We start from the raw sequence: 22617 nt of genomic DNA on the forward strand, positions 1-22617 counted from the left end.
ATGCGGCGCGCCAGCCTCGTTCACTCGTTTTCGGGCATCGCCGCGGCGCTGTCGCTGTCCGGCTGCCTGCTCGGCCCGAACTACTCGCGTCAGCCGGTCGAAACCCCGGCGACGTACCGCTTCGCCGCGCCCGAAGTCGCCGACGCCGCGAACTCGGAATGGTGGCGTCAGTTTCAGGATCCGGTTCTCGACGAGCTGATCTCGACGGCGCTCGCGAACAACAAGGACGTCAAGATCGCGGCGGCGCGCGTCGATCAGTTCATGGGCCAGTTCGTCACGACGCGTTCCTTGCTGTTCCCGCAGATATCGGCGGGCGCGACGGCCTCGCGGCAGCGCGCGTCGGCGGCGGGACCGCAACCGCTCAACGGCTTCGGGCCGGTCTACAACGACTTCCAGGCGTCGATCGCCGCGTCGTGGGAACTCGATCTCTTCGGCCGCACCCGGCGTCTGACCGAAGCCGCGCGTGCGAATCTGCTGTCGAGCGAAGAAGGACGGCGCGCGACGATCCTGTCGCTGGTGGCGTCGGTGGCGTCGTCGTATCTGAATTTGCGCAGTCTCGACAAGCAGCTCGAAATCGCGAAGGCGACGACGCAAAGCCGCGCCGAATCGGTGCATGTGTTCACGCTGCGCTTCGAAGGCGGCGAAGTCTCGCAGATGGAACTCGCGCAAAGCCAGTCCGAATACGAAGCCTCGCTCGCGACGATTCCGCAGCTCGAAACGCAGATCGCGCAGCAGGAAGACGCGCTGTCTATCCTGCTCGGCGCGAATCCCGGGCCGATCGTGCGCGGCCGAACGCTCGGCGAGATGGCGACGCCCGTCATCCCCGCCGGCCTGCCTTCGGACTTGCTGGAGCGCCGGCCCGATCTGCTGCAGGCGGAACAGGATTTGATCGCGGCGAACGCGCTGATCGGCGCGGCGCGCGCGCTCTATTTCCCGCAGATTTCGCTGACGGGCCTGCTCGGCACCGCGAGCGGCCAGTTCTCGTCGCTGTTCACGGGGCCGTCGCGCATCTGGTCGTTCGCGGGACAGGTCACGCAGCCGATCTTCACGGCGGGCAATATCTCGGGTCAGGTGCAGTCCGCCGAAGCGCAGCAGCAGGCGGCGCTGCTCACGTATCAGAAGGCGATCCAGGTCGCGTTCCAGGAAGTCGACGACGCGCTCATCGCCTCGCAGAAACTGCACGAACAGCTCGAAGTGCAGGGCCGCCAGGTCACGGCGCTCGCGACCTACTCGCGCCTTGCGCGGGCGCGCTACGAAGGCGGTTATACGAGTTACATCGAAGTGCTCGACGCCGAGCGCAGCCTCTTCAATGCGCAGTTGTCGGCGACGCAGACGCAGGCCGCCGCGCTCGTGTCGTTCGTCACGCTCTACAAGGTGATGGGCGGCGGCTGGGTCGTCGCAGCCGACAAGATGACGACGCAACAGCAGTCGGCCACGCCTTCCGCCGATTCGCCCAAACCGGGCCAGCCCGCTTCGCAGACGGTGCAATGAACACGGTCACATCGGAGGATCGCGACGCGCGGCCGCTGATCGCGTGTCACGAATGCGATCTGATGCAGCGCGAGTGCGACGTGCCGCCCGGCGGCACGCTGCGCTGCTGCCGCTGCCGCGCCGTGCTGTACCGGCGCCGCGGGCGCGGCTTCGATCGCGCGCTCGCGTACGCGCTCGCCGCCTGCGTGCTGTGGCTGATCTCGAACGCGTTTCCGATCGTCGGTCTCGCAGTGAACGGCGATCTCGTCGAGACGACGCTCTTCGGCGCCGTGCGCGTGCTCTATCGCGACGGCATGTGGCCGCTCGCCGCCCTCATCTTCTTCACGACGATCCTGATGCCCGCCGTGCAGGCGCTCGGCATGGTGTGGCTGCTGCTGCCGCTTTATCTGGAGCGCCGGCCGTGGCGCGCCGACACCGTGTATCGCCTGCTGCGCGTCGCGCGCAACTGGGGCATGACCGAAGTGCTGATGCTCGGCTTGCTCGTCGCGGTCGTGAAGCTCGCGCATATCGCATCGGTGGTGACGGGGCCGGCGCTGTGGTCGCTCGCCGCGCTGATGCTGCTGCTCGTCGCGGCGTCATCGTCGTTCGATGAACGCGCCATGTGGCAGCGCGTCGAAGGCGCGCCGCCCGGCATGCCCGCCGACACGCCGCTCAAAGGGCGCACGGCGGCGGAAAGCGGCATCTGCGTATGTCACGATTGCGGCCTTTCCACGCGCGGCATGCAGCACCGCGGCCATCTGTGCTGTCCGCGCTGCGGCGCGCATTTGCATCTGCGCAAGCCCGCGAGCCTTTCGCGAACCTGGGCGTATCTGATTTCGGCGGCGATCCTGTATATCCCGGCGAACATCCTGCCGGTGATGAACACGAGCTCGCTCTTCGGCGCGCAGAAAGACACGATCATGAGCGGCGTCGCGTATCTGTGGACGTCCGGCTCGCCGCCGCTCGCGGTGCTCGTGTTCATCGCGAGCATCGCCGTGCCGATGCTGAAGATTCTCGCCATCGGTTATCTCGCCACGAGCGCGAATCTGCGCATGACGCAGCAGAGCGCGTTTCGCGCGCGCGTCTACCGTATCGTCGAATTCGTGGGACGCTGGTCGATGCTCGATATCTACGTGATCGCCGTGCTTGTCGCGCTCGTGCAGTTCAGCGCGATGGCGACGATCGAGGCCGGGCCGGCGGCGATCGCGTTCGGCGCGGTCGTCGTGCTGACGATGTTCGCGGCGATGTCGTTCGATCCGCGCCTGATCTGGGATTTCTCGCCGACTCGGGAAGGTACGCGATGAACACGCCCGATGCCGAAGTCGTGCCGAAGAGGCGCTGGCGCATTCCGTGGGTCTGGATCGTGCCGCTGGTCGCCGTGGCGATCGGCATCTGGCTCGCGGCGCAGGCCGTGCTGGAGAAAGGGCCGACCGTCACCATCAGCTTCAAGACCGGCGAAGGCCTCGAAGCCGGCAAGACGAAGATCAAGTTCAAGAACGTCGACATCGGCCTCGTCAAGACGGTCGCGCTGTCGAAGGATTACACGCGCGTGATCGCGACGGCCGAGCTGACGCGCGACGCGACCAACATGCTCGTCGACGACACGCGCTTCTGGGTCGTGCGGCCGCGCGTGGCGGGCGGCTCGGTGTCGGGCATCAGTACGCTGCTGTCGGGCGCGTATATCGGCATGGACATCGGCCGCTCGAAGCAGGACCGGCGCGATTACACCGGCCTCGAAACGCCGCCGATCTTCGCGAGCGACGTGCCGGGGCGGCAGTTCATCCTGAAGGCGACCGATCTCGGCTCGGTCGATGTCGGCACGCCGATTTATTTTCGCCGTCTGCAAGTGGGCCAGGTGACGGCGTTCGAACTCGACAAGGACGGCAGCGGCGTCACGCTGCACGTATTCGTCAACGCGCCCTATGACCGTTACGTGAACGCCGATTCGCGCTTCTGGCAGGCGGGCGGCATCGACGTGACGCTCGGCACCGACGGGCTCAAGGTCAACACGCAGTCGCTCGTGTCGATCCTCATCGGCGGACTCGCGTTCGAGACGCCCGCCGTGTCGCTCAGTTGGGCGGAAGCGCCGCGCGACACCGTGTTCACGCTGCATCCGACACGCGCCGATGCGCTGCGCGTGCGCGAAAGCATCGTCGATAAATATGTCTTCGCGTTCGATGGTTCCGTGCGCGGCCTCGCGGTCGGCGCGCCGGTCGAATTCCGCGGCATTCAGATCGGCGAGGTGTCGGCGATTTATACGCGCTTCGATCCGGTGACGAAGCGCATCAGCATACCGGTCGAGGTGAATCTGTATCCGGAGCGTTTCACGTCGCGCTTCGCCAACGTGCCGAAGGGCGGCCGCCTCACGAACGACCGCAAGGAACTCGCGGACGTGCTCGTCGCGCGCGGCATGCGCGGGCAGTTGCGCACCGGGAGCCTGCTGACGGGCCAGTTATATGTGTCGATCGACTTCTTCCCGGCTGCGAAGAAAGCGAGCATCGACTGGAGCCGCACGCCGCCCGAAATGCCGACGACGCCAAGCGGCCTCGACTCGTTGCAGGATTCGGTCAACCGCATCATGACGCGTATCGACAAGCTGCCGATCGAGGAGCTGACCGCGAGCGCGCGGCAGACGCTCGACAGCACTACGCGGCTGATGCAGGGCCTCAACACGGAAGTCGTGCCGCAGGCCGCGACGACGCTCGCCGCGGCGCGCGCCGCGCTCGATGCCGCGCATTCCACGCTGATGCCGGATTCCGGGCTGCAGCAGGACACGGCCGAAGCGATCCGCGAACTGACGCGCACGGCGGTCTCGTTCCGCAGTCTCGCGGATTATCTGCAGCAGCATCCGGAAGCGTTGCTGCGCGGCAAGCCGGAGGACAAGAAGTGATGCGGCCCGTACTCGTCTCTCTCGTTCTTTCGATGGCGATGCTCGCCGGATGCGCCTCGCCGAGCGCGAGCTTTTATCGCTTGAGCGCCGATCCGTCGCTGACCGCGGCGACCGCGCGCGCCGCATCGAGGCCGGTGATCGTCGGACCGGTGACGGTGCCCGATCTCGTCGACCGGCCGCAGATCGTCACGCGCAGCACCGACAACGAAGTCACGTTGAACGAATACGCGCGCTGGGGCGAGCCGCTCAAGAGCAGCATCGCGGATGCCATCGCGGGCGATCTCGCGCTGCTGCTCGCATCGGATCAGGTCGCGCCTGCATCGCGCGCCATCGCGGATGCGAACGCGTGGCGCGTGCGCGTCGATATCCAGCAGTTCGAATCCGTTCCCGGCGATGCCGTCGCGATCGACGCGCACTGGTCCGTGCGCCGCTTCGGCGACGACAACGCGCTGACCGGCCGTTCGCTCGTGCGCGAGCCGGTCAGCGGAAGCGGCTGGGATGCGCTCGTGGCCGCGCACAGCCGCGCGCTCGCAAGCGTGAGCAGGGATATTGCGGGGGCGATCGGGGGTAGTGTGAAATGATTCCTTGAAGTAATCGCAACCGCCGCTCGCCGCTATTTTCGAGACGCGTCCGGGAAGTCGAGTCTGCCTGCCCCTAGGATCAGCAGTCCTGCTGAAATACGGAGGCGACATGCCGTTTCCCGGATGGGGCTACTCCTGCAATGCGCTTTACGTCCCGTTGACCGGCGGCTGGCATTGCGCGTTGATGCCGGCTCGCGAAGTGCAGGAAGTCGATCGCACTTGGCGTTTGCCGTTCGACGTGCGCAAGCAAAAGAGAAAAGAACAGCAAGAGCAGATCGAGCAAGACCGAAAGGACTTCGACCGCCTGTTCAGAGTACGGATCGACCGGCGCGACGCGCTCTCGCGTCACGACTTTCGCGAGTATGTGGACTTCATCATCCGAACGCTGCGGGTTTCAACCTGGGACAGGCCAGTTGACGGCGCTGGCATTACGCGCGTTCTGCGTCGTGCTGCCCGAGAGCGCCAGCTTATTCCTGTGATTGCGCGCAATTGGCACGGTGGACAGCGCGTTTTCAGGTATTACGCGCCACAGAGCTGGTCGGCTGCGGGCAGCGGAGCGCACGCCACGCGCGAGGTTCTCGGTTGGCGCGAATTCGCGGCCCTCAAACGAGCCAACGGAGAATGGCCGTCGCTGAAAGCCGTCGCAAATCGCGCAAGCCTGAGTGCCGTGCGTGACGTTGCGTCGAGCGCGAGCGATGACGACAGCGGCTTGAACTGGATGAGCGTCATCGAAGCGGCGGACGGTGCAATTGCCGGTATTGCGCGAGACGCCTCGCGTGCCGACAGCGGCAGCGACTCGATGCTCGAACGCCTCGATGATTCGAACGCCGGCAGATCTTTGCTCGGTGACGCGCCGCCGTTCGACTATCAGCCGGATGCGATGAACGGCGAAAGTTTCGAAGTCGCGGCGCGCGGCGTGAAGATGTCGGGAAATGAACCGGGAGGCTTTCGCCTCAATCCGAATGGCCTCGATACCGACTTCTTCGATGCCAATGGAAATCTGAGCGCGCAGTATCACGAAAGCCACGGCGACGCGCATGGGCATAATTTCCATGACGGATCGCGTGATCCCGCCCATTTGCCGATGTCGCCAATACCCCGGCGCTAGCTTTCTGAAAAGGATGAATATGAATGAAAAAACATTTGGCTGGGAGTTGGCAAAAAATGGCTTTTTGCTTCTCGAAGCCTTGGGGAAATATCCATCGTTCCACGATGCAGCAGTGCAATCGTTCTTCATGCAGCGAACGAGATCGTCGAACACGAATGACAACGGCGAGCCACTGATGCCCGGTTGCGAGCGTGATCTGGTCGACCTTACGCTTGCAATTCTTCATAACCGATACGGTCCGCGCCATGCCGCCGGTGCCGACGACTATCGGGTAACGATCAAACTGTTGGAAATAAAAGCCGCAAACATCGACATTAACTCGATGCTCGCAGAGGCGTGGATCAGAGACATCACCTTGAGTGATGAATCGAATGGCCTGGTCAAGTTCGATCTCAACCCCAATATCGGCCTTGACATCGTGCTGACGTGTCGCGAAGTCATCGTCGAATCGATCGAGCCATATCATCGTTGAGCATGGCTTGCGCCCCTCACAGCACCAGCTTCGCCGCCTCATCGAACGCCGCGCCCGCGGGCGGCACATCGCGCCGCGAAATCCGCACGATTTCCACCGCGCGCGTCTGCGGCGGCTGCGTCGGCAAGTGCGCAAGCTCAATCGCGATGTCGGCGTGCGGCTCGTCGCAGCGCGTTTCCATCAGCAGGTTCATCTGATTCAGACACAGCTCGCGGTGCGTGACGGAAATCAGCGCCGCCGGCTCGGCGAGCAATTCGACGATGGTCTGAAGCTGCATCTCGATGGAATCGGCGAGCGAGCCGAGTGCCGAGAGCGCGGCTTCGTTCTCCTCGAAATCGCGCTGCAGCCGCGTGGCGTCGCCGGCCAGATCCGTCGATGCAATCAGACCGCTCATGCCCGCGCCGCGCCGGCCGAGCATCTGCATGCGCGCGGTCAGCAACGCGCGATGTTCCTGCAGCGCGTCGCGCCGCGCGTCGTTGTGCGCGACGCGCGACATCGCTTCCAGCACGAACTGCTCGACGATCCGCTGCACGAGATCGCGTCTGAGCGCTTCGTCCGTTCCGTTGCAAAAGCGCATGCGCTTGTCGTCGAAGCTGACCGCCGTGCGCGCGACGTCCGAACGCAACGCGCCGCCCTCCACCGCCGCGACGAGCACCTTCCGCTCGACGAGCGTCGCGCCCAGCACCGCGAACCCATGATCGGCGGCGATGTTGCCGTCGAACCAGCCGCGCACATCGTGCGATTCGCCGATCACGCGCGCGACGTCGTCCGGCGTCGCGAACTTCGCGCGCAGATACGGGTCGTCCGCCCATGCCGCCGGTGTCGCGTCGCGCGGCGCGGGCAGCGCCGCGACGAGTTCCCGCGCGTGATCCAGCGTCTTGCCGACGACCGGCGCGAGCCGCGACTCGTAACGGCTCGCGAGGCGCACCTGAGGCGCGACCGCGACGATGCGGCCGAGCGCTTCCTTGACATCCTCGCGCGAGCTCGCGTTATCGCGCCGGAACAGCCAGTTGAACATGCTTATCCCATGATATGCACGCCGCCGTCCACGTACAGCGTCTCGCCGGACATGCGCCGGGCGAAAGGCGTCGCGAGGAACGCGCAGGTAAAGCCGACGTCCATGATGTCGACCAGCTCGCCGAGCGGCGCGCGCTGTGCGGCTTCGGTCAGGAGCAGGTCGAAGTCCTTGAGTCCCGATGCCGCGCGTGTCTTGAGCGGCCCCGGCGAAATAGCATGCACGCGAATGCCCTGCGGACCGAGCTCGTAGGCGAGATAGCGCGCGCACGCTTCGAGCGCGGCCTTCACCGGGCCCATTACGTTGTAGTTCGCGACGACCTTGTTCGCGCCGTGATAGCTCATCGTGAACATCGCGCCGCCGTCTTTCATCAGCGGCGCCGCGAGCCGCGCCATGCGGACGAACGAATGGCAGGAAATGTCCATCGCCTTCGCGAAGCCTTCGGCGGAACAGTTCAGCAGGCCGCCCTGCAGATCGTCCTTCGGCGCCCACGCGATCGAGTGCACGAGAATATCGAGCTTGCCCCACTCGCTCGCGATACGCTCGAACACCGCTTCCAGTTCCTCCTGGCTCGACGCGTTCAGCGGCATGAAGATCGGCGCTTCGAGGGCTTGCGCGTGCGGCTCGACGTAAGGCCGCGCTTTCTCGTCGGCATACGTGATGGCGAGATCGGCGCCCAGTTCGCGGAACGCTTTCGCGCAACCATAGGCGATCGAATGCTCGTTGGCGATGCCGGTGACGAGCGCCTTCGCGCCCTTCAGCACGGGCTGCGGGACATTCAATGTCATGCGGATGCTCCTTCGCGTTTGTCATCGATCAGCGCGAGCGTGTGGCGCGCGATCATGAGTTCTTCGTTGGTCGGAATCACCCATGCGCTCACCTTGCTCGACGCCGTGCTGATGCGCGGGCCGCCGCTCGCATTGGCTTCTGTATCGAGTTCGATGCCCCACCACGCCGCTTCTTCGCACACGCGTTGTCGTATCTCCTTCGAATGCTCGCCGATGCCCGCCGTGAACACGATCGCGTCGAGCCCGTGCAGCGCCGCGCTCATCGAGCCGAGCTCCCGGCCGATGCGATGCACGTAAAGATCGATCGCGAAGCGCGCGCGTTCGTCGCTGCTCGCGAGCAGCGCGCGCATGTCGCCCGACACGCCCGACACGCCGAGCAATCCCGACTGGCGATACAGCATGTCTTCGATCTCGCGCGCGTTCATGCCGAGCTCGTCGAGCATGTAAAGAACCACGCCCGGATCGAGATTGCCGCAGCGCGTGCCCATCATGAGACCGTCGACGGCGGTGAAACCCATCGTGCTGGCGACGCTCTTGCCCGCGTGCATCGCGCACAGGCTCGCGCCGTTGCCCAGATGCGCGACGACCGTGCGCCCGCGCGCGGCATCGGGTGCAACATCCGGCAGGGCACTCGCGATGTATTCGTACGAGAGACCATGAAAGCCGTAGCGCCGCACGCCGTTCTTCGTGATCGATTCGGGCAGCGCGAACGCCTGCGCGAGCGGCGCCTGCGTCGAATGAAAGGCCGTGTCGAAGCACGCGACCTGCGGCAGGCCCGGATTGCGCTCGGCGACGATGCGTATCGGCCTCAAGTTATGCGGCTGATGCAGCGGCGCGAGCGGTGTGAGCTTGTCGAGTTCGTCGAGCACTTCGGGGCTCGTCAGTACGGGCTTCGTGAAACGCGCGCCGCCGTGCACCACGCGATGCCCCACGCCGACCAGACGATGCCCCGCGCCATGCCCGCGCAGATACGCGCCCAGATGCGCGATCGCTTCGGCATGTTGCAGCTTCGCGCCCTCGCCCCATGAATGCTCCGCGGACTTCTCGCCTCGCCTGTCGTAAGCGACGAAATGCGGCGCGCTGAACAGCGCTTCAACCTGTCCGTGCGTGACGAGTTCGAGCGCGTCGCCTTCGACATCGAACGCGCTGAACTTGATGCTCGACGAGCCCGCATTGAGAACCAGAATCACATCGGCCATGAAATCACCCCACTACTTGCGCTTCTTCGCGGCGCTTCGACGCCACGAGCGATGCGATCGCGCACGATGCGAGCCGCGATTGCAGCGAATCGGCGCGGCTCGTCAGAATGATCGGCACGCGCGCGCCGAGCACGATGCCGGCCGCATCCGCATTCGCGAGAAAAGACAGACTCTTCGCGAGCATGTTGCCCGCTTCGAGGTCCGGCACGATCAGCACGTTCGCGCGCCCCGCGACGGGCGAATCGATCTTCTTCGTATGCGCCGCTTCGAGGTCGATGGCATTGTCGAGCGCGAGCGGCCCGTCGACGAGCGCGCCCGTGATCTGATGACGATCGACCATCTTGCAGAGCGCGGCGGCCTCCAGCGTCGACGGCACCTTCGGGTTCACCGTTTCCATCGCCGAGAGAATCGCGACGCGCACTTCCGCGAAACGCAGCGCGTGGCCGAGATCGATCGCGTTTTGCAGGATGTCGACTTTATCGGCGAGCGTCGGCGCGATGTTGATGGCCGCGTCGCTGATGATGAGCACGTCGTCGTGCCCTGGCACATCCATGATGAAGCAATGCGACACGCGCCGCGACGTGCGCAGTCCGCCTTCGCGCTTCACGACCGCGGCCATGACTTCGTCGGTGTGCAGGCTGCCTTTCATGAGCGCTTCGGCCTTCGCCTCGCGCACGAGTTCCACCGCCTTTTCGGCAGCGGCGTGGCTGTGCGGCGCATCGACGATCGGAAAGCCCGCGATGTTGAGGCCGCATTCTTCCGCCACCTCGCGAATGCGATCGCGTGGCCCGACGAGTTGCGGCGCGATCAGACCCATCTCGTGCGCCTTCACCGCGCTTTCGAGCGATGTCCGGTCGCAGGGATGCACGACCGCCACCGCGAGCGGCGGCAACGCCTGGCAAACCTCGATGAGCCGTACATATTTTTCGCGCGGCTGATTCATTTCACCCTCCGTAGTTACGTGTGATGCAACGCCCGAACATCAGTGCGCGGGCGCGGAACGTCTTGGCGCGCGTGCAGCCTTGACCGGCAGCGCCGCGCGGATGCGCGCGAGCATGTCGTGCTGCGCGGCCGTCGGCTCGAAGCCCTGCATGCGGCTGTCGTCGTGCAGCTTGTCGAAGAGCGTGAGGAGCTTCTTGCGGTCGTCGCTGTCGTCGAGCAGACCGGGCAACGACGCGAGCGCCTGCTCGGGCTCGTAGCGCACGATGATTTCCTGTTCGCCGCGAATGCGCCGCCATTCGTCGCGCGGCATCTGCGGCAAATACTCCGCATAGTCGGCCGCGAGTTCCTGACGCAGCACCATGCGCGTGAGCGGCAACGGCTCGTCGTGACGCATGAGCAGGCACGCGACGCGCGCGACGGCTTCCGCGTATCCGCCGTGCGCAACCGACGCGAGCGCTTCCTGAACGAACGGCAGATCGCGCGGATCGGTCCGATTTTCTTGCGTCTCGCGTTCCTGCACGCGCTGTGCCGGCAGCAGGTTGCCGTACACGGAGAAGAACATCGCTTCGGTCGTGGCGTCGCGCATCGCACGATAGAAGTCGAGGCTCGCGCTGATCATGTCGGAGCCGCAATGCTCCGCACGGCGCAACGCGTCGCGTTCGGTGTCGGGCTTGCGCGTGGCCTTCACCGCTTCCGCCGCCGGGCCGAGCCATGCGAGCCACGGGTTCAGATCGGAAAACATCCAGCGCTGCGCGCGCAACGGATGGAACGCGCGCAGCATCGTCGCGGTCGCGTCGTTGGCCATTGCCTGAACGAAGGGTTGCGCGAACAGTTCGTACGCGCGCTGATTGAAATCCGATACCTGTTTCACCGCTTCGAACGGCAGTTCGTCGATACGCTCGAAACGGTTGAAGCGCGCGGTCACGTCTTCGAGACGTCGCTCGTGAAAGCTCACGTCGTATTCGGTCTTGCCGTTCGCGTTCTTGCGTTCGGCGATCTCCATGCCGTACAGCCCCGGCGGAAACGATTCGATCGCTTCCAGCACCGATGCGATCTGCGTGTATTCCTTCTTCGCGACCTTGCCGCTCACGAAGATGCCGAGATGCCCGATGCTCTTGTGCATCAGTCCGACGATCACTTGCCCGCGTGCCTTGATCTCGTCGGTGCTGCCGTAGATATCCGCGACCCAGTTGAAGGCCTGTTGCGGCGGCGTGATGTTGTCGCCCATCGAAGCGAAGAGAATGATCGGCGATTTGATCGCGCGCAGATCGAACGATGCGCCCGACGCGCCGCGCACTTCGCCCGACCACAGCTTGTTGCCGACGAAAAGATTGCGCGTGATCCATTCGATCTCTTCGCGGTTCATCAGGTAATAGCCGCCCCACCAGCGCTCGAAGTCGAGAAAGCGCGGCGGTTCGGTGTCGATCTTGTCGAACAGCGTGTAGTACTTGTCCCAGAAACTGTTCGCCGGATTCAGGTTCTCGAAGTTCTCGACGAGATACGCGCCGTCGAACTTGCCGTTGCCGAGATCGGCCGTCAGCGAAGCGAGCCACGTCCCGCCGAGCATGCCGCCCGAGTAGCGCATCGGGTTGTCGCCCTCGCCTTCGCTCCACGCGCCGCTCCAGTAGGACATCGGCGCGCCGTTGATGACGAGCGGACCGGTATCGTCGGGCTGCGAGCTCGCGAGCATCATCGCGGCCCAGCCGCCCTGGCAATTGCCGACGATAGCGGGCTTCGGGCTGTCCGGATGCATCTCGCGCACATGCTTCACGAACTGCTGCTCGGCCGCGCATACGTCGAGCAGCGTCTGGCCGGGCTGCGGGTCGCGAAAGAACGTGACGAAGTACACCGGATGACCCGCGCGCAACGCGACGCCGACTTGCGAATCGTCCTTGAATCCGCCGATGCCCGGACCATGCCCCGCACGCGGATCGATGATGAGATACGGCCGCTTCAGCGGATCGATGACTACGCCTTCGGGCGGCACGATACGCAACAGCGCATAGTTCACCGGCCGCGCGAACGTGCGTCCGTCGAGCAGCATTTCATGCGCGAAATGCAGCACCGGTTCGAGACCGCGCTTCGCCTGCTCGATGAAGTTGTTGCCGCGCTGACGCAGGGTGTCCCAGAAGAGCACCGTGCGCTGCATGACATCGACCGCATAGTCGAAGCCGTTGAAACGATCAGCCTCGCCGTTGCCGAGGACACGCACGCCTGCTTCGCGCGCGCGCTCGCTGAATTGATGCTGCGCAAGCTCCGCGCGCTTCTGATAAACGCGTGTGACCTTTTCCGCGATTTTCTGGCTGCGCGCCAGTTGATCTGCATACGTCATGACGTGATCTCCGCGAGGGAACGTGCAAGGGACAACGCAGGAAGCAGATGCATCGGCGGCCATGATGAACGCATGGTCCGATGACTTGGATACCATCATCAAAATATATGCGCAATGTGCGACAAGCAGGTGGCAAAAATTCGCGACTCAACGACGCGCGACTTCATCGCCATTGCGCGAAACAATCTCCTGATACTTCGCGACGACATGTTCGAGGTTATAGAACATGCGCGCTTCGCCGAGCAGCGCGCCGAGCGGCGAGCGCCGCACCGCCGCGAGCACGCCCGGATTCAGGCCCGCGAGCCAGAGCGTGGTGCCGTTCGCGGCGAGACGCGCTTCGGCTTCGATCATCATCTTGAGCGCGGTGTATTCGACATCGAAGACGCGGCTCAGATCCAGCACGACGATCTTCGCGTCGGAATCGCGCACGAGCGGGCGGATCTTTTCGGCGACACGTTGCGCATTCGCGAAGAATATCCGCCCTTCGGGACGCAGCAGCAATAAGCCGGGAAACGCTTCGTCGTCCGGATGCCGCGACGAAGCGCGCCGGAACACGTTGGTTCCCGGTATCCGCTTCAATGCGTACACAGGCGGATTGGACACCTGATGCGCGAGCGCGAAGAGCGACACGACGATCGCCACCACGATGCCTTCCAGCGTTCCGAACAACACGACGCCCGCGCATGCCGTGAGCGCCCACACGAATTCGGTGCGGCGAATCTTCAGGATCGCGCGGAATTCGGCGGGGCTGAAAAGCCCGATCGAATAGAACACGACGACGGCCGCGAGCGTCGCGTGCGGCATCAGCGCCATGAGCGGCGCGAACAGCAGCATGACGGCGAGCGCGAGCGCCGCGGTCACGAGTCCCGCGAGTTGCGTGCGCGCGCCCGCCTGCCGGTTGACGGCCGTCTGGCTCGTTCCGCCGCCTGAGACCATCGCGCCGAAAAGCGCGCCGGCCGCGTTCGCGAGGCCGGTCGCGAGCAGTTCGCGGTTCGCGTCGGGCGCGGGTTCGTCGTTGCGTGCGAACGCCCGCGCCGCCGCGATGCTTTCGGTGAAGCTCATCAACGCGATGCCGAGCGCGTCCGGCCACAGCTTCAATGCAAGCGACAGATCCGGCCGTGTCCACGACGGCAATCCCGCCGGCACCGCGCCGACCGTTTCGACGCCGTGCGCGCGCAGACCGAACGCGGCCACCGCGACGATCGCCGCCGCGACGACGAACAACGGCGCGGGCGCGCGCGGTGCGAAGCGTTCGAGCGCGATGAGCGCGGCGAGCGTCGCCAACGCGAGCGCGAGCGTGCTCGCCGACAGATGCGGCAAGCCCGCGACGAACGCGCCGACGTTGTGAAAGAACGATCCCTTCGGATAGTGAATGCCGAAGAGCTTCGGCAACTGATCCACGACGATGACGATCGCCACGCCCGCCTTGAAACCGACGAGCACCGGCTCGGAAATGAAGTTCGCGACGAACCCGAGACGCAGGCACGCCCCCGCGACGAGCATGATGCCGACGAGCATCGTCAGCGTCGCGTTGGCGACGGCGAGCGCGTGCGGATCGCCATTCGCGACGGTCGCGCCGAGCGCGTTCGCCGCGAGAATCGCGAGCGTGGTCGTCGTGCTGACGGACAGCGCGCGCGACGTGCCGACGAACGCGTAGACGATCATCGGCACGCAGGCCGTGTAGAGGCCGACCTGAACCGGCAGGCCCGCGATGGTCGCGTACGCGAGCGCCTTCGGTATGACGACCGCCCCCGCCGTCAGGCCCGCGACGATATCGGCGCGCGCCCACGGCTTCTCGTAACGAAACAGCCATTCGGGCGCGATGGACGCGCGATGCGGCATGACGATCCCGCGTTCCGAAGTCGCGCTAAAAACGCTCGGGCACGTAGCGCAGCGGCCGATCGCTTTCGCGATACCCCTCCGCCTTCTGGCGCTTCGGCAACTTCACCTTTTCGCGCGGCACGGCCTTGTACGGGATATTCGCGAGCAGATGGCTGATGAGATTCAGGCGCGCGCGGCGCTTGTCGTCGGAACGCACGACGTACCACGGCGCCTGTTCCGTGTCGGTGGCCTCGAACATGTCGTCGCGAGCGCGCGAGTAGTCGTACCAGCGGCTGTAGGAACGCAGGTCCATCGGCGAGAGCTTCCAGATCTTGCGCTCGTCGTGGATGCGTTCCTCGAGACGCCGCGTCTGCTCTTCCTGACCGACCTCGAGCCAGTACTTGAGCAGAATCACGCCCGAATCGATGATCGCGCGCTCCACGAGCGGCACGCCTTTCAGAAAGGTTTTCGCCTGGTCCTCGGTACAGAAGCCCATCACGCGTTCGACGCCCGCGCGGTTGTACCAGCTTCGGTCGAAAAGCGTGATCTCGCCCGCGGCGGGCAGATGCGGCAGATAGCGCTGCACGTACATCTGCGTCTTTTCGCGCTCGGTGGGCGCGGGCAGCGCAACCACGCGGAAGATGCGCGGGCTCACCCGCTCGGTGATCGCCTTGATCGTGCCGCCCTTGCCCGCGCCGTCGCGTCCCTCGAACACGACGCAGACTTTCGCGCCCGTGTAGACGGCCCATTCCTGCAGCTTCACGAGTTCCACATGCAGGCGCGCAAGCTCTTTTTCGTACTGTTTCCTGTTCAGGCGCTCATGCACGCCCGCGCCTTCACGCACGCCTCTCGATTCGCCGACAGCCCTCTCTTCGTTCATTGCTGTCTCCCGATATTTTTGGATGCCATCCGCGCGGACGAACCGAGTCCGCCGTCGCGACGATGCGCGCGGCACATGGTCGCGGACCCGTCATGACGCCGTCAGGTTTCGTTGCGCTCGGGCACGACCTGCACCACGAGCGTGCGGTTCTTCCAGAACATGTTGTGGATGCGCGGCTGAAAGGTGCGCAGCACGTGCGGCTCGATCGAATCGAAGGTGACGACCGCGGCCGGATGCTCGCCGGTGCCCGTCACGCGCTGAATCGAATCGTAGGGTGGAAAGCCGTAGCGGCAGAGAAATTCCCTGATTTCGTCGTCGGTCGTGGACTCTTCCACGTTGCCTATCCAGAGATCGCCCATTGCAAGATTCTCCGTTGAGTTGTGCGACGTTTCTTCGACTAATACACCAACGGACGGCTCAGGTCGACCCATCTCGCTTGGCCGATTTGCGCTGCGCGAGCGGATTCAGCGCGACGACGAAAGTCACGATCCCGATGCCGAGCGCCCACATGCCGTAACGGAATTCGAGTTTCATGTCGTACAGAAGGCCGTGGATCGTGAAATACAGCCCGGCGAGCCAGATGAACACGCCAATCGAGGCAACCACCATGCGCGGCTCGTTCAGTCTCATCGATGTCTCCCGGAAGCGGTGCGCGAGATAGCTTCAGTTTAGGAAAACTTCCGTCGTCCTGTGAACACACTCGTGTGCAATGACCTTGGCGCGCCGCGATCGTTAGGCTACATTTCCCGCGTATGGCGGAGCAGCAAATGCAACGCATGACCAACTAAACCAATTAACGTTCTGACGCGCCCCGCAGATGCAAAAGCCAACCCCTTTCCCGACCAGGTTGCGAAATTTCGTGATGCTCTTCGTCCTCGCTGCCGCGCCCTGCGCCGCGCTGGCGCAGGGCGCGCCGGACCGCGCGGTCGTCGGCGCAAACGTCAAGCAGTATGCGAATTCCGTGCTCGCGATCATGTCGTACACCGCGGTGCCAGATGTCACGACAAGTTCACTGTCGATCAATAGCGGCACGACCGGCAATCCGGGCTTCGGTCAGACGCAACTCGGCGGCGGCTTTACCCTCAGCAATTCGTTTCCGCTCTACCTCGAAGGCACGCTCGCGTACAGCCGCTACGATCCGACCTTCATCGCGACCGACGGCGACCAGCAGCGCGCGGTGCCTGCGAAATGGAACACGTTCAGCACGACGGTTGGCGTCGGCTGGGACTTCCCGATCACGAGCGAGCTGAAATTTCGCCCGATCATCAACGGCATGATCGGCCGCGTCGCGAGCGATGCGCGCATCGCGCAGACGGTGTTCAATCACGTCGCCAACACCAATCTGCAGTTCCTCGAGGACGGCGCGCTCAATGCATACGGCGTCGGCGGCTCGCTGATGCTCGATCTGGAGCATTATCGCGAGCACTACGAGGTCGATGTCGAACTGCGCGCAACCGATATTTATCTACGCAGCTTCGGCAGTTCCTCGGAAGCGGTGCAAGGCTCCGCGACCGCGCAGCAGTTCAGCCTGTGGGCGCGCTGGCGTGCGCCCACAGGCTTCGCCGCGCTCGACAGGCCGGTGCGCTACGTGCTCGAAACCGCGTACTCGCATTACTTCGGCGACAGCGCGGGCGTGCTCGGCTTCAACGATCTGACATCGCTCGGCGTCGGGCTCGAACTGGACAGCAGCAAATATCCTGTCGTCATCACGCGCACGCGCGCGATGGTGCGCTACGTGTTCGGCCACAACGTGCACGGCGTGTCGTTCGGTCTCGCCGTCAGCTTCTAGCGCGCGCCGTTCAAAGCACGTTGCGCTGGCTCGGATCGTATTTCGGATCGGGCTGCTTCTGCGTCTGCCGGAGCACGCCCTGAGCGTCGAAATAGAAATGGAACAGCATGTGGTCGATGTTGTTCTCCAGGTATCGATACGTCCACACCTCGCGATCCATCCGCTTGAAATAGGCCGTCTCGAACGGGCGTCCGAACGCGATCATCACGTCGTTGCGCGTCCACTTGTTGACCTCGGCGCGGTAGAACTCGTTTTCCTGAAGCACTTGCCGAACACTGACCGTATTGCCCGACGCATCGAGATCGACGGCCGTGGTCGTCGATCCCATCGGCTGCGTGGGCCACATCAGACGCTTGCCGCCGTTCGGCAGGTCGTAGGTTTCCTTCGGCGGCCCGAGCCTGGCGACGATCGCCTGCTGATCCATGCCGGGCTGCACGCGCTGTTCCGGCTGCGCGCAACCGGCGAGCGCGAGCGCGACGGCGCACGCGCCGTGCGTCAGCGCGAATGCAAAGCGTTTTTTCATGGGTCTCTCCCGCGTCCGCCACGGTTCGTGGCGCCTTATTTTGTCATGGCGGGTTCCACGGATATGGCGAACGCTTCCGTATAAACGGCCTTCACCTGATCGCCCTTCTTGACGCGCTTCAGGCGCTCGGGATCCTGAACGTGCAGATCGACCGTCTCGCCGCGCGGCCCGCGCAGCGTCACGGTCTTCGCATGACGATCGACGGCGATCACATCGGCGATGATCGTCACTTCGCGCCCGACCTCGCCGCCCGGCTTCGCGCCCGGCGCCGCGCGCTCGGCCGAGTCGCTCTCGGAACGCGACGGCTGCGTCTTCTTGTCGAGCAGGCTCAGCGTCAACGACTCGCGGTACTGCGCGGTGACGACATCGCCGACTGCGAGCTGATCGAAGTTGCGCGCTTCGTTCGTGACTTCCAGTTCCATTACCTTGCCGGCGTTCGTTTTCAGCGTGACGGTGCGCGTCGCCGGATCGATGCCGACGATCGTCGCCGTCACCTTCGCGACGCCCTGCACCGTCGCGCCGTCCGGGTTTCGCACGACGCTGACGTCGGCCTGAGGATCGGCGGTGGGATCGGCTGCAAAGGCGCTTGCGGATAGCGCAAGGCATGACAAGACAACGAGGCTGACGCGTTTCATGTTCGCGCTCCTTTTGTTCTATCGATACCGCGACGACGTTACTGGATCGTGTAACCGCGTCCCTGCATGCACGCCGACCACGCGCGATAGTACGTCTGCATCGCGCCCTGGCTCTGCGCCTGCGCGTTGGATTCCTGCGCCCGCTTGTTCTGCCGTGCGCGCATGCCGCCGGCCATCGTGCCCGTCGCCGCGCCGATGGCCGCGCCCTTGCCCGCATCGCCCGCGATCGCACCGATCACCGCGCCGCCCGCCGCGCCGCGCGCCGCGCCGCCGACGCGCTCGCCGCCGCCCACAGCCGGTCCGCCTTGCGGTGGCGCCGCCGCCGATGCCGTCGCCGGGTCGATGCCCGTGTTGCTCTTCGCCCAGCTGTAGCACGCGCCGTCGTCGCTTTGCTGCTTCTGCGCGCTCTGTCCCTTGGCCGGATAAGCGATCGGCTTGCTCTGCGCAATGGCGTCGAGCGTCATCACGGCGATCACGATGGCGCAGCCGGCACGCAATCTCGTTGCATTCATGGCGACTCCTTGCCTGATTTCCAGAGTTGGCGATTCAAGATTCTTTTGATACACGACGCCGTCGTTATTGACAATGAAAGTCATCGCGCCGCTTGCGCCGGATTGCACGCGATAGTCTGCAATACAGACCACTCCGGATTCAGGAAGCGAACGCGTGAAGAACCTCTGACCAGAACAGCAAATTTGTATTCTCGTGTTGCCGTTTGTAGCTTGATGCGCGCCGGACGCAGCGCCGCGAAAAACATGCATATTCGAAGATATGCGAACGTCCTGGCGAATTCAAGAATCGCCGCATAGGTGTTTGTTCGCTGATTTGTCGAACGACTCGGGCTTTTAATTACCCGCCTAAAGCGATGATCGCCATCGTCAGAAGCACGCCGAGCGCCATCATCGCGAGACCGGCTTTCCAGCCGCGCCAACCCGCATAACCGCCCAGCGCGAAGCCGCAGCAAAACAGCATCGCGAGCGTGAGCACGCGCGATATGAAGAGCGCGGTCGGAACGTGCTTGACGAGAACAAAAGGCGCGGCGACCGGAAAGGTCGACAGTACGATGATGATGAAGATGCCCAGCGCCGCGAGAAAATCGTCGCGCACGAAGCGCGCGCGTTCCGGCAGGCTGTCGCTCGCGGCGATGCGCTTGCGGATGGATTCGAGATCGTCGTCGGAGATGAACGGATCGAGCGTCGCGGATACTCTCTCGCGCAACATGCGCACGCCCGCCGCCGCGTCGCGCTCGCGCTGGATCGCAAGCGCGAGCGCGTGCCTGCGCGCGCGGTCCGCGATCGTGCGAACGAGATACATGACGGCATCGGCGAGACCCCACGCGAGATTGCAGCCGAGCGCCGTGTAGAGCATCTTGTGTCCCGCCGCCTCGCCGCCCGTCGCCGCCGATACCGTGCCGACAAACGTCAGCGCCATGAAGAGGCCGAAGCACAACTCCGACACGCGATCGACGGTGTCGAGCACCGGCGCTCGCGTGCGTTTGCCCGGCGAAGTCTCGTCGTGCATGAGCGCGCGGCTATCCGACCTTCACCTCGTTTTCCAGGGGTTGATTGTTCTCGAAAGCCGTGATGCTCTGCAGCGTGGTTTCGCAGATCGTCGTCAACGCTTCGCGCGTCAGATAAGCCTGATGCCCCGTCACGATCACATTCGGAAACGACACGAGCCGCTGGAAAACGTCGTCGGTGATGATTTCGCTCGAGAGATCGCGGAAGAAGAGATCGGCTTCCTGTTCGTAGACGTCGATTGCGAGGCCGCCCAGTTGTCCCGTCTTCAGCGCTTCGATCACCGCTTCGGTGTCGATCAGTCCGCCGCGGCTCGTATTGACGAGCAACGCGCCGTGCTTCGAACGCTTGAGCGATTCCGCGTTGATGATGTGATGCGTCTCTGGCGTCAGCGGGCAAAAGAGCGCGACGATGTCCGCCTTCTCGCCGATCTCGCCGGACGTCGCGTAACGCAACCCGAGCGCCTCGAACTGTTTCGACGGATACGGATCGTAGCCGATCACGTTGCAGCCGAAGCCCTGCATGATCTTCGCGAACACGCAGCCGATCTTGCCCGTTCCCACGACCGCGACGGTTTTGCCGTACAGATCGAAACCGATGAGGCCGTCGAGCGAGAAGTTCGAATCGCGCGTGCGGTTGTATGCGCGATGCACTTTGCGATTGATCGCGAGCAAGAGCGCGACCGCGTGCTCCGCGACCGAGTTCGGCGAATAGTTGACGACGCGAACCACCTTGATGCCGAGCTTCGCGGCGGCCGCGAGATCGACGTTGTTGAAGCCGGTGCAGCGCAGCGCCACGAGACGCGTGCCGCCTTTGTGCAACGCTTCGAGCACTTCGGCATTCGCCGTATCGTTGACGAAGATGCAGACCGCGCCGTAGCCCGCCGCGAGCTCGACGGTGTCCATGTCGAGCGACATGTCGTGGTACCGGAGCTTGTGGTTTTCCTTCTTGTTCGCCTGGTCGATGTACTGACGCTCGTAAGGGGTCGAACTATAGATCGCCACTTCCATGATGCACTCCTTGAAAATTGTATTGACGGGCCGGTCAAAAGCCTAACCCGCGGCCAGCGATATGGCGATCTGCACGAATAACACCTTGACGATGGTCATCGACGGAAAAATCATCGCGTACATGATGTCCGGCTGATCCGTCGGCGCGACGCGGTTCGCGAACGCGAGGATCGCCGGATTGCCGGTCGCGCCGCAGATCACGCCGATCGACGTGTCGAACGGCAGCCTGAAAATCCACAGGCAGCATATCGCCGTGACCGCCACGAGCACGAATACCGTGATGATGCTGAAGACGAGCAGAATCGGCCCGGCGGTGCCAACGGTGTCGACGAACTTCGGCCCGCACGAAATGCCCACTTGCGCGAGAAAAATCGTGAGGCCGAGATTGCGCAAGACGAGATTCGCGGACAGCGGCATCACCCAGACGAACGGCCCGTTGCGGCGCGCCTTGCCGAGACACAGCGCGACCAGGAGCAGCGCGGCGAGACCAAGACTGAACGCGCCGAGGCCGGGAATCGGCAGCGGAATCGCGCCGGCCAGCAAGCCCAGCGCCGCGCCGATGCCGAGGCAGATGAAGCTCAGGTCCGCCGTGCCCTTGATCGAATCGCCGAAGAACGTCCGCATGGTCGCCTGATGCGCGCGATTGACGAGCAGCCCGACGCGATCGCCCGCTTCGAGGATGAGATCGGGCGTCGAGAGCATGTCCGCGTCGCCGCGCCGCACGTGCGCAATGGCGCAGTTCACGCCATCGGGAAAGCGGATGTCGCCGAGCGCCATGCCGACGACCGCCGGATTCGACGCGAACACGCGCATGTAGTCGAGGTCCTCGCGATGGCTCGTCATGCGGCCCGGCTGCATTTCGCCGCAGAGCGCGGCGGCTTCTTCGAGCAGACGGCGATCGGTGCTCGTGGCGAGCAGCACGTCGTCGGCGCGCAGCGTGAGGTCGGCCGCGGGCAACTGATTGTGATGCGCGCGCCGCACCGCCGCGATCGCCACGCCCGAGGGCAGCCGGCTCGACAGCTCCGACAACCTGAGGCCGATGAGGCCCGCGTTTCGCAGCGCGATTTCGGCCGTTTCGAGTATCTTCGCGGGCGGCTTCTGAATCTTTACCTTCAGCGCAACGTTGAGCAGATAGATGAGCAGGATCGGCCCAGCGACGCCGAACGGATAGGAAATGCTGTACGCGACGGCCGCATCGTTGCTTTTCATCGATGCGATCGCGACCTGCAGGCTCGCCGTGCTGGTTCCGCTGCCGGCGAACATGCCGAGCGCATCGGCGAGCTTGATGCCGAAGTGGATGAAGCCGCACGCCACGAGGCCCGCGACGATCACGCCGACGCACGCGGCGATGTTCGCCTTCATGCCCTCGCGGCTCGTCAGTCCGCGAAAGAACTGCGCGCCGTACTGAATGCCGATGCCGTATAAAAACAGCAGCAGCCCCAGCGTGCCGAGCAACGGCGGCGGTGCGGACTTCGGCGCGAACGCGCCGATTGCGAGCCCGACGAACAGCACCGCGCCGGAGCCGAGGGCCACGCCTTTGATGTTGATTTCACCGATCAGATAGCCCAGCGCGATCGTCAGAAAAAGCGCGAACAACGACTGATTCTCGAGGAAGGTTCTGACTGCATCCATGCCGCCTCCTGTG

22 protein-coding genes and 1 pseudogene are annotated in these 22617 nt (G+C 64.3%); 7 read left to right on the forward strand and 16 right to left on the reverse strand.

Annotation, left to right across the window (positions count from 1 at the left end; all coding sequences use genetic code 11):
* The 6 genes from QCE58_RS21530 to QCE58_RS21555 all read left to right on the forward strand — a co-directional run bounded on the left by QCE58_RS21530 (position 1) and on the right by QCE58_RS21555 (position 6521).
* Positions 1 to 1491: an efflux transporter outer membrane subunit gene (locus QCE58_RS21530; protein ID WP_008348477.1), complete on the forward strand. Its 1491-nt coding sequence runs from the start codon at positions 1 to 3 to the stop codon at positions 1489 to 1491.
* Positions 1488 to 2774, forward strand: a complete 1287-nt coding sequence (locus tag QCE58_RS21535) for a paraquat-inducible protein A (protein ID WP_008348479.1) — start codon at positions 1488 to 1490, stop codon at positions 2772 to 2774. The genes QCE58_RS21530 and QCE58_RS21535 overlap by 4 nt, the downstream gene beginning before the upstream one ends.
* Positions 2771 to 4360 (forward strand): intermembrane transport protein PqiB, encoded by a 1590-nt coding sequence (locus QCE58_RS21540; RefSeq protein WP_008348480.1) that lies wholly within the window; start codon positions 2771 to 2773, stop codon positions 4358 to 4360. Before QCE58_RS21535 ends, QCE58_RS21540 begins: the two co-directional genes overlap by 4 nt.
* Positions 4360 to 4941 carry a membrane integrity-associated transporter subunit PqiC gene (locus QCE58_RS21545; RefSeq protein ID WP_250522024.1) on the forward strand — a complete coding sequence of 194 codons (582 nt, stop codon included), beginning with the start codon at positions 4360 to 4362 and terminating at the stop codon, positions 4939 to 4941. The genes QCE58_RS21540 and QCE58_RS21545 overlap by 1 nt, the downstream gene beginning before the upstream one ends.
* A 157-nt stretch (positions 4942 to 5098) precedes the next feature.
* Positions 5099 to 6049 carry a hypothetical protein gene (locus QCE58_RS21550; protein ID WP_309780262.1) on the forward strand — a complete coding sequence of 317 codons (951 nt, stop codon included), beginning with the start codon at positions 5099 to 5101 and terminating at the stop codon, positions 6047 to 6049.
* 19 nt (positions 6050 to 6068) lie between these two features.
* Positions 6069 to 6521: an Imm50 family immunity protein gene (locus QCE58_RS21555; RefSeq protein ID WP_309780264.1), complete on the forward strand. Its 453-nt coding sequence runs from the start codon at positions 6069 to 6071 to the stop codon at positions 6519 to 6521.
* Positions 6522 to 6537: 16 nt separating this feature from the next.
* On the opposite strand, the gene QCE58_RS21560 is transcribed toward QCE58_RS21555, so the two are convergent.
* From QCE58_RS21560 to QCE58_RS21600, 9 genes are all read right to left on the reverse strand, one after another.
* Positions 6538 to 7539 carry a hypothetical protein gene (locus tag QCE58_RS21560; RefSeq protein WP_250522016.1) on the reverse strand — a complete coding sequence of 334 codons (1002 nt, stop codon included), beginning with the start codon at positions 7537 to 7539 and terminating at the stop codon, positions 6538 to 6540.
* A 2-nt stretch (positions 7540 to 7541) separates the two neighbouring features.
* Entirely contained in the window at positions 7542 to 8324 is a 783-nt protein-coding gene (fabI, locus tag QCE58_RS21565; protein ID WP_175981176.1) for an enoyl-ACP reductase FabI, read from the reverse strand.
* Positions 8321 to 9523, reverse strand: coding sequence for an acetate/propionate family kinase (locus QCE58_RS21570; protein ID WP_008348486.1), 1203 nt, complete (start codon positions 9521 to 9523; stop codon positions 8321 to 8323). Before QCE58_RS21570 ends, fabI begins: the two co-directional genes overlap by 4 nt.
* 4 nt (positions 9524 to 9527) lie before the next feature.
* Positions 9528 to 10466 (reverse strand): phosphate acetyltransferase, encoded by a 939-nt coding sequence (locus QCE58_RS21575; protein ID WP_008348487.1) that lies wholly within the window; start codon positions 10464 to 10466, stop codon positions 9528 to 9530.
* 39 nt (positions 10467 to 10505) lie between these two features.
* A complete protein-coding gene (locus QCE58_RS21580) occupies positions 10506 to 12797 on the reverse strand; it encodes a DUF3141 domain-containing protein (RefSeq protein ID WP_250436782.1) in 2292 nt (763 codons plus the stop codon).
* 147 nt (positions 12798 to 12944) lie between these two features.
* The gene (locus tag QCE58_RS21585; protein ID WP_008348493.1) at positions 12945 to 14639 is read right to left on the reverse strand and encodes a SulP family inorganic anion transporter; all 1695 of its coding nucleotides are present in this window, start codon (positions 14637 to 14639) and stop codon (positions 12945 to 12947) included.
* 25 nt (positions 14640 to 14664) lie between these two features.
* The gene (ppk2, locus tag QCE58_RS21590; RefSeq protein ID WP_008348496.1) at positions 14665 to 15498 is read right to left on the reverse strand and encodes a polyphosphate kinase 2; all 834 of its coding nucleotides are present in this window, start codon (positions 15496 to 15498) and stop codon (positions 14665 to 14667) included.
* A 101-nt stretch (positions 15499 to 15599) separates the two neighbouring features.
* Positions 15600 to 15857 (reverse strand): RNA-binding protein, encoded by a 258-nt coding sequence (locus QCE58_RS21595; protein WP_008348497.1) that lies wholly within the window; start codon positions 15855 to 15857, stop codon positions 15600 to 15602.
* 58 nt (positions 15858 to 15915) lie between these two features.
* Positions 15916 to 16128 (reverse strand): DUF2964 family protein, encoded by a 213-nt coding sequence (locus QCE58_RS21600; protein ID WP_033536232.1) that lies wholly within the window; start codon positions 16126 to 16128, stop codon positions 15916 to 15918.
* A gap of 232 nt (positions 16129 to 16360) precedes the next feature.
* On the opposite strand from QCE58_RS21600, the gene QCE58_RS21605 reads away from it, so the two are divergent.
* Positions 16361 to 17287 (forward strand): hypothetical protein, encoded by a 927-nt coding sequence (locus tag QCE58_RS21605; protein WP_008348502.1) that lies wholly within the window; start codon positions 16361 to 16363, stop codon positions 17285 to 17287.
* 10 nt (positions 17288 to 17297) lie between these two features.
* On the opposite strand, the gene QCE58_RS21610 is transcribed toward QCE58_RS21605, so the two are convergent.
* From QCE58_RS21610 to QCE58_RS21635, 7 genes and pseudogenes are all read right to left on the reverse strand, one after another.
* Positions 17298 to 17810: a hypothetical protein gene (locus QCE58_RS21610; protein WP_008348503.1), complete on the reverse strand. Its 513-nt coding sequence runs from the start codon at positions 17808 to 17810 to the stop codon at positions 17298 to 17300.
* A 35-nt stretch (positions 17811 to 17845) separates the two neighbouring features.
* A complete protein-coding gene (locus QCE58_RS21615; RefSeq protein WP_008348505.1) occupies positions 17846 to 18445 on the reverse strand; it encodes a hypothetical protein in 600 nt (199 codons plus the stop codon).
* Positions 18446 to 18483: 38 nt separating this feature from the next.
* Entirely contained in the window at positions 18484 to 18957 is a 474-nt protein-coding gene (locus tag QCE58_RS21620) for a glycine zipper family protein (RefSeq protein WP_309780271.1), read from the reverse strand.
* Between the two features lie 21 nt (positions 18958 to 18978).
* Positions 18979 to 19206: pseudogene (locus QCE58_RS34130) on the reverse strand (DUF2950 family protein); the annotation flags it as partial.
* Positions 19207 to 19294: 88 nt separating this feature from the next.
* Positions 19295 to 19966, reverse strand: a complete 672-nt coding sequence (locus QCE58_RS21625) for a VIT1/CCC1 transporter family protein (protein ID WP_175981181.1) — start codon at positions 19964 to 19966, stop codon at positions 19295 to 19297.
* Between the two features lie 10 nt (positions 19967 to 19976).
* Entirely contained in the window at positions 19977 to 20972 is a 996-nt protein-coding gene (locus QCE58_RS21630) for a 2-hydroxyacid dehydrogenase (protein ID WP_008348512.1), read from the reverse strand.
* A gap of 42 nt (positions 20973 to 21014) precedes the next feature.
* Positions 21015 to 22604, reverse strand: coding sequence for a TrkA C-terminal domain-containing protein (locus tag QCE58_RS21635; protein ID WP_175981183.1), 1590 nt, complete (start codon positions 22602 to 22604; stop codon positions 21015 to 21017).
* Positions 22605 to 22617 lie beyond the last annotated feature (13 nt).

This window comes from Caballeronia sp. LZ028, assembly GCF_031451415.1.
GTDB classification, from domain to species: domain Bacteria; phylum Pseudomonadota; class Gammaproteobacteria; order Burkholderiales; family Burkholderiaceae; genus Caballeronia; species Caballeronia zhejiangensis.